We start from the raw sequence: 17923 nt of genomic DNA, 5'->3' as shown, positions 1-17923 counted from the left end.
CCTTCTGACAAATGCAATTCGTCATGCAGTATCAGGCTCAGTCATCAGCCTATCTGCCCGTACTTTTCAGCAACAAGTTGCGATTGATATAACTAACGTCGGTCAAGGTATCGAGCCTGAACACCTGCCGTATATCTGGCAACGTTTTTACCGAGTAGACAAATCGCGTTCCCGCGGTGACGGCGGCACCGGACTGGGCTTAGCCATTACCCACAAGTTAGTCATTGCGATGGGCGGAACCGTTAGCGCCACCAGCATACCGGGTCAGACAACCACTTTTACTTTTACACTACCAGTGGAAAAGTAGTATAACTCTACAAACACCAGTAAGCAATCAAAAGCCTGGGATAGATCAAATACAATCTGTCCCAGGCTTTTTGTACATCATTACTCATTATAACGGCAACTTGCTGATGATACCACTAACCAAACAGTAAATATGTTCTGCCAGTTCAACAGGCAGCGCGCCTGTACCACAGCTTGGTGTCCAGATCATGTTTTGCTGCAGGACGGGAATATCAATACCCCGTTTACTTAGTTCAGCACATTGTTCGGCAAATCGCCGCAATAGCGATTCCGGCGTTTCTTGCCAAGCTTCTTCTGAGGTAGGAACAAGTCCCCAGGCCATTTTTCCTCTACGGTTTAAATACTCTGCTAAACCGGCAGCTTGGCGCACCATACCAGCAAAGTAATGATAGGCGTCAAAACTTATCACATCTACTGGCAACGCAAACAAAATTGACCAGTCAATGTCAGCGCAAGCATGCACACCTACTTTAACGCCCTCGGCATGGAGCGCATCAATCATAACCATCAAGGCGGCAGTAACCGTTTCTCTGGCTATGGTACTATAATCATCTGTACCAACAAGGAATAATCCCGGATCATCAATAAAAATAAGCACAGGCAACCCTAATGCCGCTAACCGCCGTGCTTCAAGCACCGCCTCGGCGGTGAGGCACTGAACAACAAGTTGCCGCAGCATCTCGTTATAAAAGCACGGCTGGCCCTGCTCGTCCTTTATTTGCATCCCCACTGTAAGCGGCCCGCTAACATGACCTTTAACTCCTTGCGCATGAGGGAAACAACGGTTGAAATTCTCGATAAACGCTTCAAGGCCAGCAAAAGCCTCGCCTTCAAGGGCAAAGGTTCGCTCTGCCGCGCTATCACCATTCATAAGTACCTGATATTGCTCACAGAACCAAGCGGCCCTATCTTCCCATCCCGGTTTCATCCGGTCAAATACCGGATCTTGCTGCGGCCCAGATACCAGCACCCCAAATTTAATCAGCGGCTGAACGTATTGTACAACAAACCCCTGTTCCGGCTTTTTCGCTGGCAGTTGCGGCCAATGCGGCCAGTATGGCATAGCTTTTGCAATTACCTTCAGAGCGGTCAATTCATCTTTATGTGGCAGACTGCCCACCCCGGTAGCCTGATGCGGTTTTATCCAACTCATAGGCTTTGCCCCTCCCGTTTAAATTGTTCTTTTAGATAACCATTTTGTTAGTTCAGACTACTCTCTTTTCAGCAGCCCAGCAGTAATTACAGCAGTTAGCGGAATGGCGCAAACTAACCCGATACTGCCAGTTAAGGCTCTGGCAAATTCGGTTACGATCAGGTTTAAATTTAATATTTTTAACATCGGCACATGTTGTTGTGAAGCAATCAGCAACATGAGCGGCAGTGAAGTACCAGCATAAGCCAATATCAGGGTAATAGAAGTCGTCCCCATAATATCTCGGCCAACATTCATACCAGCCCGCACCAGTTCTTTAAAACCGATAGTTGGGTGAACACTCCTGACCTCATATACCGCAGAAGCAATGGAAATAGTAACATCCATAACAGCCCCTAAAGAGCCAAAAACCATTCCCGCAAACAGCACTCCTTGAAAATCAATTTGCGCTAACAACGACGCTTTTAACAGCATGGCCTCTTCGGAATCCAGACCGGTTAAATGCATAAGTTTAACAGATAGCATGGACAGTATCCCGGCTATCGCGGCACCGCCGATTGTCCCCAAAATGGCGGCCAACGTTTTTTTCGACACCCCACTTACCACCACCTGGGTGACCACCGCAATAATAGCAGACACAACCAATGTCAATAGCGTTAAGCTATACTGATTACCCATCACCTGGTCAATAAAAAACTTAAATATAAGCAACATCGCAAAAGCAATAACGAATACCGACTTAACACCAACCATTCCGCCAAACACTACCAGCGCTAATACAAACAAACCACCTAGAACATACACATAATCAAAGCGGTCAAAATCGCTGACATGATAACTGGTTCTGCCAAAATCATTGGTAACAGCAACTATGACTTTGTCACCCGGCTTAACCCTTATTTCATACGCTGAATGTTCTGATACAAAATTAAAAGTGTCTACCACTTTTCCTGCCTCCGGTCCGCTTGTCAACTGAATACTAACAAGCTCACCCTTAGCCATATGATATTGCTGCTGCATGTTTTGGTCCAGAGGACCAACAAATACCACTACTCCTTTTTCGTAAACAACAGGTGAAGACGCCGGAGCCGCCTGCAACACACTGGTTGACAATAACATAATCCATACAAATATGAGTAGCTTCCTCAACTTAAACCTCTCCTGATCGTCTGTACTAAAAAAACGGCAGGTATAAATACCTGCCGTGTTGTACTATCAATAACGCGTTTCCGCTAAACCAAAACTATAAACAATCTTAGGACCGCTACCTGTGTCCGGGTCAGTTGCAGCAGTGACCTGTGGCATATCAGCAGGCGGTACTTCATTATCGCTGTTCGAATCTTTTTCTGTGATCGTACCTTGGGTTAGAAGCTGCTCCAGTTCAGCGGCCTCAAGGGTTTCACGCTCTAAAAGCGCATTGGCAATTAAGTGCAATTTATCAATGTTGTTTCGTAATAATTCTTCTGTTTTAGCATAAGCTTCCTCAATAAGCCGGCGAACTTCCTTATCAATTGAGCAAGCAACTTCTTCACTATAGTTGCGGTCACGGGAAATATCACGACCTAAGAAAACCTGCTGCTCCTGACGGCGTCCAAAGGTTATTGGTCCTAATACTTCGCTCATCCCGTACTCAGTAATCATCTTACGGCTCAACTCAGTAGCCCTTTCTAGGTCATTTTGCGCACCGGTGCTTATTTCACCTAATACAACCGCCTCTGCAACTCGCCCTCCCAGAAGTGTTTTTAGCTGTTCTAAGAGTTCTGTTTTGGTTGCATAGTAACGATCTTCCTTCGGAAGCATAAGAGTATAACCACCTGCACGCCCACGAGGAATAATGGATACCTTATGCACAGGATCAGTATGGGTGAGCAGCATACCTACAAGCGCATGACCAGCCTCATGGTAAGCAGTAAGTTTTTTCTCCTTATCGCTAATAACTTTAGATTTTCGTTCAGGTCCAGCAACAACACGCTCAATCGCTTCTTCCATCTCTGGCATTTCTATTCGCCGCTTATTGCGTCTGGCAGCCAATAACGCCGCTTCATTGACCAAGTTACTTAAGTCAGCACCAGTAAACCCTGGACTGCGACGAGCCAGAACATCAAGATCAACATCTTTAGCGAGAGGTTTGCCTTTGGTATGCACTTTGAGTATTTCCAAACGTCCTTTAACATCCGGACGGTCAACCACAATCTGGCGGTCAAACCGGCCTGGACGCAAAAGTGCCGGATCGAGAATGTCCGGACGGTTGGTAGCGGCGATAATAATAATCCCCTCATTGACTCCAAAGCCATCCATCTCTACTAACAATTGGTTTAACGTTTGCTCACGTTCATCATGGCCGCCTCCAAGACCTGCGCCCCGCTGTCGGCCCACAGCATCAATCTCATCAATAAACACAATACACGGCGCACTTTTCTTGGCTTGTTCAAACAAATCGCGTACCCTGGAAGCACCAACCCCGACAAACATTTCCACAAAATCGGAGCCACTAATACTAAAGAAAGGTACACCGGCCTCGCCGGCCACTGCTCGTGCCAATAAGGTTTTACCGGTTCCCGGCGGTCCAAACAAAAGTACACCTTTTGGAATGCGTGCCCCTAAATCATTAAACTTCTTAGGATGCTTCAGGAACTCAACGACCTCTTGTAGTTCCTGCTTGGCTTCATCGGCACCAGCTACATCATCGAAAGTAACCTTGGGTTTATCCTCACCATGCAATTTTGCCCGAGATTTGCCAAAAGACATAACGCGGTTGCCGCCGCCCTGTGTTTGCTGCATGATAAAAAACCATACACCAATCAAAAGTAGTATTGGCAAAATGGATGAAAAAATCGTCGTCCACCATGGCGGTTGCGGCGGTTCTTCAGCTCTGATGTCTACTCCTTTGGCTCTCAGCAAATTAATAAGTGTCGGATCATTAGGTGTAATTGTAGAAAATTCCTGCCCGTCCTTGAGTTTACCGCGAATGGCATTGTCGACAATCGTCACCCGCTCAACTTTTTGTTCCTCTACTTGAGTCAAAAATTGAGTATAGCTAATTTCTTGCTTAGGTGTTGTCCGTGATGAATAGTAGTCGATTATCGAAATGGCTATAATGATAATCAACAAGTAAAAACTGACATTCCGGAAAAATTTGTTCAACAAGTAGCCCTCCTCTCGCTGGACCACAAAAACAGCGTTACTAACCTGTTATCATTCATATCGTATAATTATAGCATATTAAGTAAAAGTTGACAATTAAAAAAGGGCGCTAACCTCCATATACTTGCGGTTTTAGAACCCCTATAAAGGGTAGGTTGCGATATTTTTCTGCAAAATCTAAACCATACCCCACAACAAAATGATCAGGGATAGTAAACCCGTTATAGGCAATGGGAACATCTACCTTACGGCGGTCAGGTTTGTTTAAAAGTGTGCAGATCTTGATACTGGCTGGTTTGCGGGACCATAAATTATCGATCAGATAGTTTAATGTTAACCCTGAGTCAATAATGTCTTCAACAATAAGCAAGTGTTTATTTTCCACATCTTCATCCAGATCTTTCAAAATCCTGACAACACCGCTTGAAGACGTGGACGCTCCGTAACTGGATACAGCCATAAAATCGATGGATACCGGCAAATTTATAGAACGAGCCAAATCAGCCATAAAAATGACTGCGCCGCGCAAAACACCGATCATTAAGATTTGTTTACCTGCATAATCGGCAGTAATGGCTTCGCCTAATTCCTTAATCCGGGCAGCGATTTCAGCCTCGCTAAATAATATCTTATCCAGGTCTTCCATCATATTATTACTCATATTCAAACTTCCTCCTATTAGTAATACTAAGCTGCAATTTTTTCTTCGTATTGTCATTAATCCGGCCATGTTCGCTCTGTCGGTAGCCAACCACCCAGATGATTTCCTGCTGATCGGCAATAAGCGGAACATAATCCCGCTCGGCTTGAGGAATTTTATTATCAATAAAAAACTCTTTGAGCTTTTTACTACCACCAAGCCCTGCTGGTCGAAACCTGTCGCCAGGACGCCGGGTCCTAACAACCAGCGGCAGTTTCAGTTGCTCCAAATCAAACCAGGCTGTGTTCCTCCCCTGAGGAGACGGCAAATCGTCTATTATCTCAGCCGTTATCTCAATGTCATCTACAGCAGTTACCCCAGGCACAACAATTTCTGTTGGTTCCAATCGGCGTATAAACGCAGACTGTTTCACTTTAGCGACACTACTGAACAATTCCAAACCAGTATACGTTTTTCGGGCAGTCAAGCCGCCAGGCAGAGTCAGTACTGAGCCAACCGTACCGCTTAATGCCATTGATAGTAAATTTTCCACATGAGTATAGCTGATTCCTGTTAAGGTGCCACGTTTTTTTTCAATAGCCTGGCGCATAAATTCCCGCTGTAGAGCTTTATGTAATCCAGCCAGTGCCTTGCTGTTTATGATCAGCCGATCACCAGCTTCCGTTACCGTTGTCCATAATTTTGCTGCCTCTTGACTTAAATACTCATGTTCATCACCTGCCAGTTCAGAGAGCCGCCATAATGCATCTCTGATAGCAGGATTATACTCAGCCTCTAGTGTTGGCAAAAGCTTCAGTCTAATACGGTTTCTAAGATAATGGGTTTTAAAATTGGAACTATCATACCGCGGTTGTAATCCTTGTTCCATGCAATAGGTTTCAATATCTTGACGGCTGACAGCCAGCAGCGGCCTGATAATTCCACTATTTTCAGGTTGCATGCCTCTTAATCCACAACTGCCTGCACCACGCAAAAGATTGATCAGCACGGTTTCTACTTGGTCATCCCGATGATGCCCGGTAGCAATCTGCGCACCGCCCCAACGGTCGGCAACACTGCGCAAATACTGATACCTGAGCATTCTGGCTGCTTGCTGTGACGACAGTTTGTTAGCAGCCGCATAATCTGCCACATGAATGGATGTTACATGGCAAGTAAGCCCCAAACTGGCTGAGAAGGCTGCCACATATTCAGCTTCCTCAGCAGCCTCTGGTCGAAACATATGATTAACATGGGCAACCGCCAGACTAAAGGAGTATTCCTCTTTAAGCCTGTTTAGTATATGTACCAATGCTAATGAATCAGGCCCACCCGAACAGGCAGCCAGAATCCGGCTGCCTGGTTTAATCAAATCATAGCTGGTGATCCAATTTTTTACAATATCCAGCATACTATCCCCGGCTCTCTACCTGATAGTCTGCACTCACCTGCTATAGGCGATACAAGCAAGAGCGTAAAAAATAAAGAAAAATTAACAGCTCTTCTGCAGACTTTTCTATATTATCAATTCGCGCCCCATAATGCAAATTCCTGCCATTAAATAAGACTTAGCTTTGACGAGATTGCTCCCGTTTTACCAAGTCTTCTTCATCTTGTAGGACTTATTTCAAATTTCGCAAAAAAGCTTTACGGTATCAAGGGGTTAGTCACAGGTTTAGACGAATTTCTCCCTATCTGGCGACGGTATCGTAATAGGTCAATAAACGCTTCCAGGCGAGTTCTGATACCAGCCTCACCGCTCTGCTCGTCATAGGCGAGTGTCAATACCGGCATATCCACATCCCGACTAACCTTTGGCAGGATATTTTTGGCAATAACTTCAGGCATACAAGTAAATGGATACACCTGAATAATTCCGTCATACCCCTGCTGCTTCTTTAAAATCGTGTAAGCAATGCTTTTTAACCCGTGTCCGCCAACATAATGCCCCAGATAAGGTGCCGCCAAAGCCGTAATGTGTTTATATAATTCCACATAACTACGGTGGCGAAGAAGATGTCCGCGTACATAGTCGCTTAATAGCATAGTTCTTGACGTTTCTACGCCCATACCACCAAGACATTGTTCCAAGTTCTGATTAACGAAATCTTCCAGCATTACGTAAATTTCGCCTACGATTGCCACCCGTAAGGGAGTACCTTCCTTGACCAGCTCTATTTTTTGCAATTGATCGAACAGCTTGGTTCTAAGTGCTTGTATTTCCTGAAGACTTTCGGCTGCATCTACCGCAGCAACAGTCTGCTGCCAAATACGATCCGCTGACCCACGTTCCATTTCGCGCGGTCTGATCAGCGCAAGCTCACGTTGGATATCATCCAATAGATTCATTTTAGCCCCAGCAAACTTAAAAGCCTGATAAATTTCTCGCCACCCTTTTTGCGGAGCAATATAGCGTAATTGTTTATACACATCAATTACACTGGGCTCAACACTAATCATTGTAAAGGTATAGCCTTGCTCTGCCAAAATGGTTTGCTGTATGGCGGCATAATAACCAAGACGGCATGGACCACATCCGCCGCAAGTTACGATGGTATCAGCACCCTGCTGTAGTGCTTCTATGAAATTTCCCAGCGTCATCTTAAACGGCAAACATACCGTCTCCGGTGAAAACTGAGTACCCAGTTCCAGCGTATATTTGGTTATAGGCGGCGGGACTAGTACTTGACATCCTAATTGTCTGAACAATGCCTTCAGTACAATACTTAGGGTTCCTAAATGCGGAAAAGTAACAATCATAGTCTGCCCCTCCGTTTAATCATATCGGTAAAAGCCTCTAGGCGAGTCACTAGTCCGGCTTCAGCCGTATGCTCGTCCAACGACAGCAACATATAAGGAATATGCAAACGCTGGGCGTGCTGGCGAATGATCTCGCCAATTAAGGCGTCTGGGCCACATGCAAAGCAGGTCATAAAAATAATCCCACTTAAAGATTGACTGCTAGTCATCAGCGCCAACGCGGCACCAGCCATGTTATGACCGCCTGACCAAAATAGTCTTTTTTTCAGCTTGCAAGCAGCCTGATTTACTGCCTGCGGTTTTACCATCTCTGGGGTCAAAACTTGGATACCCAGATTATGTAACCGTCCTAATACATCCAAACTCACTTGACGATCATATAGAATATACGGGTGACCAACAACGGCTACCCGGGGTCTGCCATCGATTGGTGGTATGCATGGCTGTATCCTTCTGCGATGTTGCCAAGCCCGAACCCAAGCATAAAGGCTGGCAGATACTCCCTGTCCGAGCATCCGTCCCACAGCAATAATTGCCTGGTATAACTGCCAGCTTTTTTTTCGCATATCAATGTGAATATCAATCAGTGGCGGTAATTTGCCGACATTGTTTTTGAGCACATCCGATATCCCGATAATTTTAGGACAGGTGTATTGACCATGACTTACACTTATAACCCGCGGTAAAAATAAATAGTCTACCTTGTCCTGCAAATAACAGACATGACCAAAGCAGACTTTGGACGGTAAACACATTTCATCTAGAACACTGCCACAATCAAGGGTCTGGCGCGAAGTTTCGCCAGATAATACAACCTCAACCCCTAGTCCAGTCAGGAACTGTTCTAAGACTGTACCGTATTGATAATACATCAATGCTTGGGGCAATCCCACGCGAATACTCATGCTGTTACACACACCTTTTTGTCAGCCGCTTGCGGAAAAACGCCCTGAGTCCACTTACCACAGCGATCACCCCAGCGTCCGAGAATTTCTGTATTGACTTTCAGTTCAATAACTTCGCACAGGTTAGCGCAACCACTGCATTCAAAACTACGGGTGGTATAGGCAGCTTCAAGCGCCTCAAATCCTTTAAAAGCAGATACCTTCCTGCCGACCATATCCTCTTTGGCCGCAAGCGCTGCTCCGATGGCTCCCATAACATTAAAATATGGAGGTACAATAACAGGACACTTGAGCGCATCCTCAAACGCTCGCTGCATCCCTTTGTTGGCGGCCACCCCTCCCTGAAACACTACCGGACCAGTCACTTGTTTCCCTTTAGCTACATTACTCAAATAATTTCTCACCAGTGCCTGGCAAAGACCTTGCAGAATATCAGCAATCAAATGACCTGTCTGTTGTTTATGAATCATGTCCGATTCAGCGAACACCGCGCAGCGCCCGGCAATCCTGACAGGTGCGGTTGATGTCAGCGCCAATTCTCCAAATTGACTAATCGGAATATTTAATCTAGCGGCCTGCTGATCAAGAAACGATCCTGTTCCCGCTGCGCAAACAGTATTCATGGCAAAATCAGTTACAATGCCATTGCGAATAATAATGATCTTAGAATCCTGTCCCCCAATTTCTAATACGGTTCTGACATCTGGCACAATGTGCATAGCGGCAAGTGCATGGGCCGTAATTTCATTTTTTATGCTGTCAGCCCCCACAATCATACCGGTAAGATATCTGGCACTGCCGGTGGTTCCCACCCCCAATACTGTCATCTCACCCACCCGCTGTTTTATTTCCCTCAATCCTGTTTGCACTGCTTCAATCGGCTTACCTTGGGTACGCATATATAAGCTGTCAACAACATTTCCCTCTTGTCCGAGAACAGCTATATTGGTGCTCACTGAGCCAACATCAATTCCTAAATATACTTGCATTACAATCACTCCTTACCATTTCCAACGCCATAACCCGCTTTTTAGCGTTCTAGCATAAGCATAAGTTTTGGTCAGTGCAAAGATAACCGACTTCAAAGCCTGTAGCTTTTATTATTAGTTTTTATGCCAAAATTATACATATACACCATACCTGCTTCCCTGTATACCAGAAATGACTTACTCTCAAGAGAGTCCATTGTATGCCTCGTCCTTAGTAAAACCAACTCTGATTCTCAATTAAGTCCTAATCTTTTTTCGCATTGTTCTCGCCTAACATAGCATATATTTACATAATAAAAAGCCTAGGAGTTTTCCTAGACTCAACACGCTGCCACCTTATTGTATAATTCCTGCTGGTTCGGATATTCTGGCGACCAGCACAGCCATATCATCACCAGCAACTCCTCCTGAATATTCCAGAGCCTGATACAAAATCTTATCTGCAATGTCCTGCGGCCGTTCAGATCCTATGCGGCGAAGAAAATTAGCTATCCAGTTATCCTTAGCCGCTCCCCGTGCAGCATCAATAATGCCGTCGCTAACCATAACAACAATATCACCCGGAACCAGCCTTCGCCTGACAGGCTCAATTTCAATACTGTCTAATATGCCGATCGGTGGAGCCGCCGGGTTGATGGTCAAAACTTCCCGTACTCGTTTTACATAACTTGGTGCTGATCCAACTTTCAAAAACTCAGTTTCACCAGTAAATGTATCAACTACCACCATATCCACTGTTGCAAAAGTATCTCCCGGCATTTTTATCAATAACATAGAATTCACTGTCTTGACTGCCGTATCAATATCAAAGCCTACCGTCAACAGTTGCTGTAAAAACTTTACAGCCTGTCCGCTCCCATTGGCGGCTGCCTCGCCACTCCCCATACCGTCACTTAGAATCAGCGCTGTTCGTCCCCGACTGACTGGCGCAACTACGCAGGTGTCACCCGATATTGCGCCGCCCCCTTTGGCCATTGTTGCCATACCTGTTTCCACATGATAACGCTCAGCCAATTCCATAACCAGTTTACAATCCTTGTGACGAATTTTACTGCCACATTCAGCATGCATGATCATTTTCTCTTGTAACAGATTAGCGGTGGTCGGCAAAATGGTATTAACACATTCCCTTGTCCCCTGACAGACAGCCTTCTGCGCCTCCACCCGAACTTTACCCCGTTCACTAGTAACTCGTAAGCTGGTAAGCGGGCACCCCAACACCGCTGCCCGCTCTGAAAGCATCTCTGCAACCTCGATATCACTTTGTGGCCCTTTGGTAAGCTCGTGCGCCAAATGGCTAATAATCATTCCCGTTGCCTTCATTTGCTCGACAGCTACTTGGCGGCAATCAGTTAATTTTTTGTGCCAATACCAATGAGCCCGATTTTTTTCCGCCACTTGCTCAATCATATCAATAAGCATCTGCCGATGTATACATGTTGTTTTTATGCAATCTGGCAAATTTTTTGTCTGAAGTCTTCCGGCCTCTGCAAGAGCCAACATATCCAGCATGGCCTGATAGGTCTGATAGAAGTCTGCATCCCAGCACTCATTACGCCGTGTACAGGGTCCGCAAACTCGCTCCCCTACAACCGAAAGCGTTTGCGCCAATTGGGCTTCTTTTATTTTTTCATTATACATGCTACTTTCCTTAGCACTGCCTGAAGCAAAAGCATCAGATAATTCTTTGAAAATGCCGGCAATCTGATTAAGCTTGTCCACTGCTGTGTTAATGGTTTGCTGCGTATCTTCAGAACGATCAGGTTCGTCTATACAACATTCACGCCATTGACTCAGTTTAGCGGCAGGCACCAGCATGAAGACGGCTCCTGCCACAGATGCTTCCACCAGCACCAACAGTAATTCTTCTGGCCGCCCCAAATATAGTATAGCAATCGCACTTCCCAGTATAAACCCTAATAGTACCGCTGCCTTCCCCATAGCCCGGAACAAGCCACCCAACATGCCAGCCAAAGCACATATAGCAATACTCGAAGCTGCATGGCCATCACTCAGTCCTGCCACCAGTCCGGTCACAATCCCGACCGTAGCACCTAACCCTGAGCCCCCACTAAAGGCCAGTAACATAATAATCAGCGCTCCAGCCATATTGCGCACACTGTAGTCATATATCATGAAACTGCCCAATCCGGCAATAGCCGTAGCCAGTATAATTATGCCACAAATCAAACCTTCGGACCCAGTCTCCTGCCGGGTTGTCTGATTCAAAAACAACGGGACACCATATTGAAAAATAAAGGTCAATACCATGCATAACGTCGCGTCAAAAAACACCACCATCATCGCATATAATGCAGACTCCTGCCATGGTAAGAGTGCCATTCCGCCTAAAAAAACACAGCTAAATATAAATAGCGGCACGGCCTGCACTTTTTTTTCATACCGTGATAGCTTGTCCGATAACCGCCAATATAAAAGCATTGAAATCAGATAGACAATAGCTTCCTGATAAAACCCAACACTCAATACCCCAGCGAGCGCCCATACTCCTACGGCCCCTGCCCGTTCTCTAGCCGACCCAGCAATAGCTGCAAACAGTGCCAGCCCAAAGGGAGCCACTTCGCCCATAAGCGATACCCGTCCGAGCAAGAATGCCAAAATATTAAGCGGCAAATTCTGCTGATGTAACAGTGCCTTACCTACCGCCTTAATCCAGCTAAAAAAATCTTGCCATGGAAAATTCCGTTTCCTCTCTGGTATAGATTCTGCTGGCGCTCTCACCGTCGGGGCCTGTACGACTTCTTCAGGCAGTGTGATAACAGATACTTTTGGCATGAGTCTTCACCCCTGTAAAAATTGTCTTAGACTGTGATTCAAATTTTACAGAAGGTTCTAATAAAATGTTTGTCTGTTTAAGTCACCCCTCTCTGAAAAAAAACCGACATAGACCCAAGCTAAAATGCAAAAAGCCACCCGGCTAATTACTGCCTGGTGGCTAATACACTCTTTTTTCCGTTACATTATTCCATTATTTGTCGAATAACAAAACATTTCTATTTTCAATAATTATTCTGCCCGGCGAGCTGAACCAGCACCGCCCCGGCCACCGCCGCGCTTGGATTCGGTACTACGTTTTAAATCGGAAAGACGCTCATCGCTGTCTTTTAAAAACTTGCTCAGTTTATCTTCAAATGACAAATTACTTACTTTATTAGACCGGCGGAAATCGTTGGCATGCTGTTTCTTGGATGCTGACGGTTGCAGCTGCTTAATCGATAAACCAATCTTGCCGCGATCATCCACAGATAAGACTTTTACCTTTACTTTGTCCTGCTCTTTCAAAAAATCCTTAACATCGCGGACGTACACGTCAGCAACTTCGGAGATGTGAATCAATCCTACCTTTCCACCCGGCAACTCGACAAAAGCGCCAAAATTAGTTATGCCGGTCACAACTCCTTCTACAACACTGCCAACTTCAATGGACATACTAATCAAATTTCCTCCCTTAAAATCTATCGTACTTTTTACTGCGATATTTTGCATCTCGCAATCCATATTATACTCCGCCTAGTGAAAATGTGTCAAGAAATAGCTAGTTATCTGGCGGGAATATACGGAACTTCTCCCGGTTTTACTAAACCCAGCTCTTCACGGGCAACCTTTTCAATATAAGCAGCTGTACTTAAATTTTCCTTTTCAGCACGTAAACTGCTATTTACCGCACGCAATTCTGCCATCTGGGCATTAAGCATCTCAGTTTCTCGACGAATCTGGTACAGTTCAGTTTGCTGGTCAATCACAACATAGAAAAAATATCCAATCATAATAACAATGCATAACCGAAACCAACTAAACTGTTTGGATTTGCTGCGTTTTGGGGGCATAACATCACCATACTTAATTAATGTTTACATATATTCGCTCTTAACACGCCAAATCCTCTTTAATTATGGAAAATTATATGAATATTAAAAACCAATTATAATGGTGGTGCTTCTTCCGGCGGTGAAGGCGGTGGAGGCGGCGGACGCCAGCGTTTGTACCAGGCTGAATATTTCCTGACTATAAGCCGCAACGGCCATAGTGCGGCTCGCATAAGTACAACAGCAGGTCGAATAATCACACAGATAACTGCTAGTTTAGTCACATGACAGATTTTCGCCAATAATACTAACAGTGCCATAATAAGTTTCATGACATACTGGCTAACCAAACGATAATAGGCAACAATACCAATCAGTAGCGCAATAAAAACATAAAACCGGAGTTCACCCCAATTACCAGCCAGGAGTGCCATGAACGCAATCGCTGATGCCAACAAGCAGTAAATCAGATCAGTTAATGAAGTCACAAGCCACGGTGGCCGAAAATAACGGCGCAGTACCCGGTAGGTGTCAAACAATATTCCCAAAACTATCCCGGTAGTCACAATGAGTAAGAATGTCCTAATTTGTGTGGATAACTCCACCTGTTCACCTCCCTGCACCATTATTCGCAAATCAGGTCTGGTTTCTCAGGCTTTCCCCCCACTACTACCGCCAGCGAAAACCTCCATGCCGCCGAAACAAATACCTGCCTGTTAATAATAACAAGATTGTGTTCATAACAATGCCCCAGCCTAATGCGGATGCAATTTTTGTCCAGCAAACTGTCAACAAACCTGTTGGTGACAAATTGCCGCTAAACTGATACCAATATTCAACCACACGTGCTACATATTCTTTCGTCTCCGAAAAAGGTGGAATTCCGCCGTATTTATCAACAGCCCCAGGACCGGCGTTATAGGCCGCAACCGCAAGTTCAGCCTGACCGCTATACCGCCTAAGAAGTTGGCTAAGATAATATGTACCAACTGCAATATTAAGCTCCGGATTGTAAAAGCAGTCCCTGCCGCATTCTCCCTCATGCCGGCCGCTACAAATCAAAGTTTGGTCATTTACCATCTTCCAAGTACCGGGAATAACCTGCATTAGCCCATAAGCACCTGCTGTGGACAGTGCCCTGGGCTGAAAGGAACTCTCGGCTTTAATAACGGCGGCTATCAATTCAGGACTCACCCCATAGGTTTTACCTTTCTGGTTAATAATCTCAGCATAAGGCAAACCTTTCACTTCCCGTATCGTAGCAATTTGGGTCGTAAAATGGGCATATAACGCGCGGCGACTATAATCGCCAAGACGATGAGCAACACTGTAGACCACAACCTGCACGGCAAGCGTAAATAGCAAAAACAGCCATAGCGACAAGGCCCGGCTACGCACGTTATTTTAAAAACCGCTCCAGCAAGCCTTTTTTCTGCCTAGTTTCATCCTCATAGCTTAACCCTTTTACCGTACCCTCTATAATAATGTTCCCTTGCTCCAGATTAAGCTGTTTAATATTCAGACCCTCGCCTTTGATTGTCAGCACGCCTTGTTCAGTTTCCATAACAATTTCTTTTTCGTCATAGCTTCCCAGATTGCTAACACCATCTACAACAAGCTCTTCCCGGTCAACCAAAGTCAATTGATGACGCCATTTTGGCGTTTTGTTATCTATCGGCATAAATATATTCCTCCCTGCCAATGCTATCTCAAGTTATGTATATGTGGGAGGATACGGTTTTAGTACAAAGGATTGCAACAGCAATATACAACTATTGCGCCACTTACTTTACTAAATTAAAGCAAACTATCCAACTATGTTCTCGCTATGTTCGTTTTGCTGAAATACATTCACTCTTATCAGGAAATCACAGACTTAACATCACGGAGGTATATATGAGTAATTTAGCATATTATTGGCAAAAGCTGGCTTACCAGCTCGTCCATCAAACCACCCTCTGGCTGCTTATCGTATTTTTCGCTACCGCACTTGTCTCTTGGGTACTGAGTACTGTTCTTGAAAAACATAATAACCGTACCCGTGAAGCCAGATTTGCACGCAAAACAGCGGTTTTCTACGCCACCGCCGCTATTTTTCTCTGGATATTTAGCATTATATTTAAATAGCTAAATAGCAAAAAAACCGTTATTTGTGTGCACCCCGCTGACGGATAACTACATTAACCGATACCACTAACGGAACAGTAGGAAATACTTCGTCATCCCAGCGATCTTTTATCTCCTCCCATTGCTTCGGATAGGCAATCTGCATTTTTTTTCCCACGCACAAGGTGTCTGCTTTCAATTCCTGATGACGGGTATACGCATACAAGACCGCCTGTTTTACTTCTTGGGCAAACTGAAATTCTAGCTTTTTGAGATAGTCATGATCATTCACATTATGATCATGAGGCTCAGGACAACCTTCCATTTCCCCAATATTGCCATACATAGTAATATCAAGTGTGCAATACATGGTATTCCCTGATATATGGGGCCTAAGCCTGGTATCATGATGAAACAATTCAAACGCAAATATCCTTCCAGGATGATCCCGGCAGGCAGTAGTAATAATAACGCTCTTCTCTAACCCGATAATCAGTTTACCCCCCAGAGTACCATACTCATCCACGTAGCCTGCCAATCTGCCTCGTTTGATGATGGCCATGCCGCCTACTTTAAGAACCCCTTCAGACAACTTTATGACAGGTAAAGCCGCCGATATATTATTATCCATTCGAATGGAAGTAAATCCGAGTTCTGTATCTCCGCCGACAATATGGGGATTCTTCAAATAGTTGCGGCCAATGCCTGCCAAAAACAACCCATTCGGCTCACCAGTGGGAGGCAGATATTCAATAATCGGTTTAGCCTCACCAGGAGTAATATAGAGTCGTATCCGCCAGCGCATCTCAGCATCGCGTAAAAACCAATCTAACAATTGATCGAGTCCGCCGGCCTCAACCGCTGCCTGACTAATTACGATAGCCTGAATATGCTCCCAAGTTATGGGCCCGCCCAATTGTCCTAACATATTCCGGCTAATCTCAGACAGTAATCGTCCTGTACCAGAGATCACATAGGAACTAACGTTAGCACCACCCCGTTCTTCGCCCTCTCTGGGTTCAATCGCAAGTAATTGCACACTAAGCCGGAAATCCTTACCGCCATGAGGCTGCATAAAACTTTCTATTGCGGTTTCGCCACCTTCGACAACATCAATAGCTACTGCCAACGCCATCTGCCGGTTTTGTACTTCCCGTTGATCCCAACAACCTGCCAGTGGAAGACAAATAACGACAAGCAGTAGCCAAGCCACAAACTTTTTAGCCACATTGTCTTGTGCCATGAATAAATTCCCCGCATTACTTATGGCCGCCAATTTGATCGATGACAACATTGACTGACACGTATAATGGAATCGTCGGATAGATCGCATCCCAGTTATCTTTGACTTTTTCCCATATTTTGGGGTGATAGGTTTTGAGTTTGCGGCTTAATATCAAGTCAACCCCCATGGACTGACATATATTATGACTGTAAAGAACCATGCGTTTTACTTCTTGCGCCACCTTCTGTTCTACACTCTGGATAAACTCCGGATCATCGATTCGGGAAGCCTGGTTCATTTTCTGATATTCGCCCACGTTTCCCCACATATTGATATCCAATGTAAAATAGATGGTATTTCCGTTAACATGGGGCGTGAGCGGAGTATCGTGACGAAATAATTCAAATGCTATAAGTTCGCCGCTCTCATCACCAGGCAACGTGATAATAGCCGACTTTTCGGTAGCACGAATCATTTTCATCCCGGCTACTGCCTGTTCGTCGAGATAGCCAACAAACTTATCCCTTTTAAGTATTGCGGCCCCCCCCACCTTTACTACATCACCAACCATATCAATCCGAGGAATAGCTATATCCATTTTATTATCCAGCAGCACGCTAATATTTCCCAGATCGGTGCGAGCACCGGCAACATGTATATTCTTTTGATGATTTCTTACGATATTGGCCAAATAAATTCCTCCGGCTTCCTTGCTGGGCGGTACATATTCCAGAATCGGACGAGCCTCACCGGGAGTAACAAAAACTTTGATCCGCCAGCGCATCTCGGCATCCCGCAAAAACCATTATTATTAGTGAAGCGGCGCTGAAAGACTTAGGACTTAGACCAATTATTGACTGGTTTTTGC

18 protein-coding genes are annotated in these 17923 nt (G+C 45.1%); 2 read left to right on the top strand and 16 right to left on the bottom strand.

Going from position 1 to position 17923, the window contains the following annotated elements; genetic code table 11:
- Positions 1 to 307: sensor histidine kinase (locus AC29Z1_RS02795; RefSeq protein ID WP_488269934.1), on the top strand; the 307-nt coding region annotated here is incomplete at its 5' end.
- Positions 308 to 394: 87 nt separating this feature from the next.
- Here AC29Z1_RS02795 and AC29Z1_RS02790 read toward each other — a convergent pair.
- The 14 genes from AC29Z1_RS02790 to yabP all read right to left on the bottom strand — a co-directional run bounded on the left by AC29Z1_RS02790 (position 395) and on the right by yabP (position 15405).
- A complete protein-coding gene (locus AC29Z1_RS02790; protein ID WP_488269933.1) occupies positions 395 to 1459 on the bottom strand; it encodes a uroporphyrinogen decarboxylase/cobalamine-independent methonine synthase family protein in 1065 nt (354 codons plus the stop codon).
- A 57-nt stretch (positions 1460 to 1516) separates the two neighbouring features.
- A complete protein-coding gene (locus AC29Z1_RS02785; protein ID WP_488269932.1) occupies positions 1517 to 2608 on the bottom strand; it encodes a YibE/F family protein in 1092 nt (363 codons plus the stop codon).
- Between the two features lie 66 nt (positions 2609 to 2674).
- Positions 2675 to 4603: an ATP-dependent zinc metalloprotease FtsH gene (gene ftsH / locus AC29Z1_RS02780; protein WP_488269931.1), complete on the bottom strand. Its 1929-nt coding sequence runs from the start codon at positions 4601 to 4603 to the stop codon at positions 2675 to 2677.
- 109 nt (positions 4604 to 4712) lie between these two features.
- Entirely contained in the window at positions 4713 to 5252 is a 540-nt protein-coding gene (gene hpt, locus AC29Z1_RS02775) for a hypoxanthine phosphoribosyltransferase (protein ID WP_488269939.1), read from the bottom strand.
- A 4-nt stretch (positions 5253 to 5256) separates the two neighbouring features.
- A complete protein-coding gene (tilS, locus tag AC29Z1_RS02770; RefSeq protein WP_488269930.1) occupies positions 5257 to 6654 on the bottom strand; it encodes a tRNA lysidine(34) synthetase TilS in 1398 nt (465 codons plus the stop codon).
- A 236-nt stretch (positions 6655 to 6890) separates the two neighbouring features.
- Positions 6891 to 8003, bottom strand: coding sequence for an acyl-CoA dehydratase activase-related protein (locus AC29Z1_RS02765; RefSeq protein WP_488269929.1), 1113 nt, complete (start codon positions 8001 to 8003; stop codon positions 6891 to 6893).
- On the bottom strand, positions 8000 to 8908 hold the full coding sequence (locus AC29Z1_RS02760; protein ID WP_488269928.1) for an acyl-CoA dehydratase activase-related protein: 909 nt from the start codon (positions 8906 to 8908) through the stop codon (positions 8000 to 8002). The genes AC29Z1_RS02765 and AC29Z1_RS02760 overlap by 4 nt, the downstream gene beginning before the upstream one ends.
- Entirely contained in the window at positions 8905 to 9897 is a 993-nt protein-coding gene (locus AC29Z1_RS02755) for an acyl-CoA dehydratase activase (protein WP_488269927.1), read from the bottom strand. The genes AC29Z1_RS02760 and AC29Z1_RS02755 overlap by 4 nt, the downstream gene beginning before the upstream one ends.
- 336 nt (positions 9898 to 10233) lie before the next feature.
- A complete protein-coding gene (gene spoIIE / locus AC29Z1_RS02750) occupies positions 10234 to 12693 on the bottom strand; it encodes a stage II sporulation protein E (RefSeq protein ID WP_488269926.1) in 2460 nt (819 codons plus the stop codon).
- Between the two features lie 231 nt (positions 12694 to 12924).
- Complete coding sequence (locus tag AC29Z1_RS02745) at positions 12925 to 13347, bottom strand: S1 RNA-binding domain-containing protein (RefSeq protein ID WP_488269938.1); 423 nt, start codon at positions 13345 to 13347, stop codon at positions 12925 to 12927.
- A 110-nt stretch (positions 13348 to 13457) separates the two neighbouring features.
- The gene (locus tag AC29Z1_RS02740) at positions 13458 to 13685 is read right to left on the bottom strand and encodes an FtsB family cell division protein (RefSeq protein ID WP_488269925.1); all 228 of its coding nucleotides are present in this window, start codon (positions 13683 to 13685) and stop codon (positions 13458 to 13460) included.
- A gap of 155 nt (positions 13686 to 13840) precedes the next feature.
- Positions 13841 to 14329 (bottom strand): spore cortex biosynthesis protein YabQ, encoded by a 489-nt coding sequence (gene yabQ, locus AC29Z1_RS02735; protein ID WP_488269924.1) that lies wholly within the window; start codon positions 14327 to 14329, stop codon positions 13841 to 13843.
- A gap of 64 nt (positions 14330 to 14393) precedes the next feature.
- Positions 14394 to 15122 (bottom strand): lytic transglycosylase domain-containing protein, encoded by a 729-nt coding sequence (locus tag AC29Z1_RS02730; RefSeq protein ID WP_488269923.1) that lies wholly within the window; start codon positions 15120 to 15122, stop codon positions 14394 to 14396.
- 1 nt (position 15123) lies between these two features.
- On the bottom strand, positions 15124 to 15405 hold the full coding sequence (yabP, locus tag AC29Z1_RS02725; protein ID WP_488269922.1) for a sporulation protein YabP: 282 nt from the start codon (positions 15403 to 15405) through the stop codon (positions 15124 to 15126).
- A 215-nt stretch (positions 15406 to 15620) separates the two neighbouring features.
- Here yabP and AC29Z1_RS02720 point away from each other — a divergent pair, with 215 nt between their 5' ends.
- A complete protein-coding gene (locus tag AC29Z1_RS02720) occupies positions 15621 to 15851 on the top strand; it encodes a hypothetical protein (RefSeq protein ID WP_488269921.1) in 231 nt (76 codons plus the stop codon).
- Positions 15852 to 15870: 19 nt separating this feature from the next.
- Here AC29Z1_RS02720 and AC29Z1_RS02715 read toward each other — a convergent pair whose 3' ends face one another.
- Complete coding sequence (locus tag AC29Z1_RS02715) at positions 15871 to 17073, bottom strand: Ger(x)C family spore germination protein (RefSeq protein ID WP_488269920.1); 1203 nt, start codon at positions 17071 to 17073, stop codon at positions 15871 to 15873.
- A 16-nt stretch (positions 17074 to 17089) separates the two neighbouring features.
- Positions 17090 to 17854: a Ger(x)C family spore germination protein gene (locus AC29Z1_RS02710; protein ID WP_488269919.1), complete on the bottom strand. Its 765-nt coding sequence runs from the start codon at positions 17852 to 17854 to the stop codon at positions 17090 to 17092.
- Between the last annotated feature and the right edge of the window lie 69 nt (positions 17855 to 17923).

The organism is Sporomusa sp. (assembly GCF_057736855.1).
Note: the sequence above shows the minus strand (reverse complement) of the source record. Positions and strands in the feature narration are given on the sequence as shown.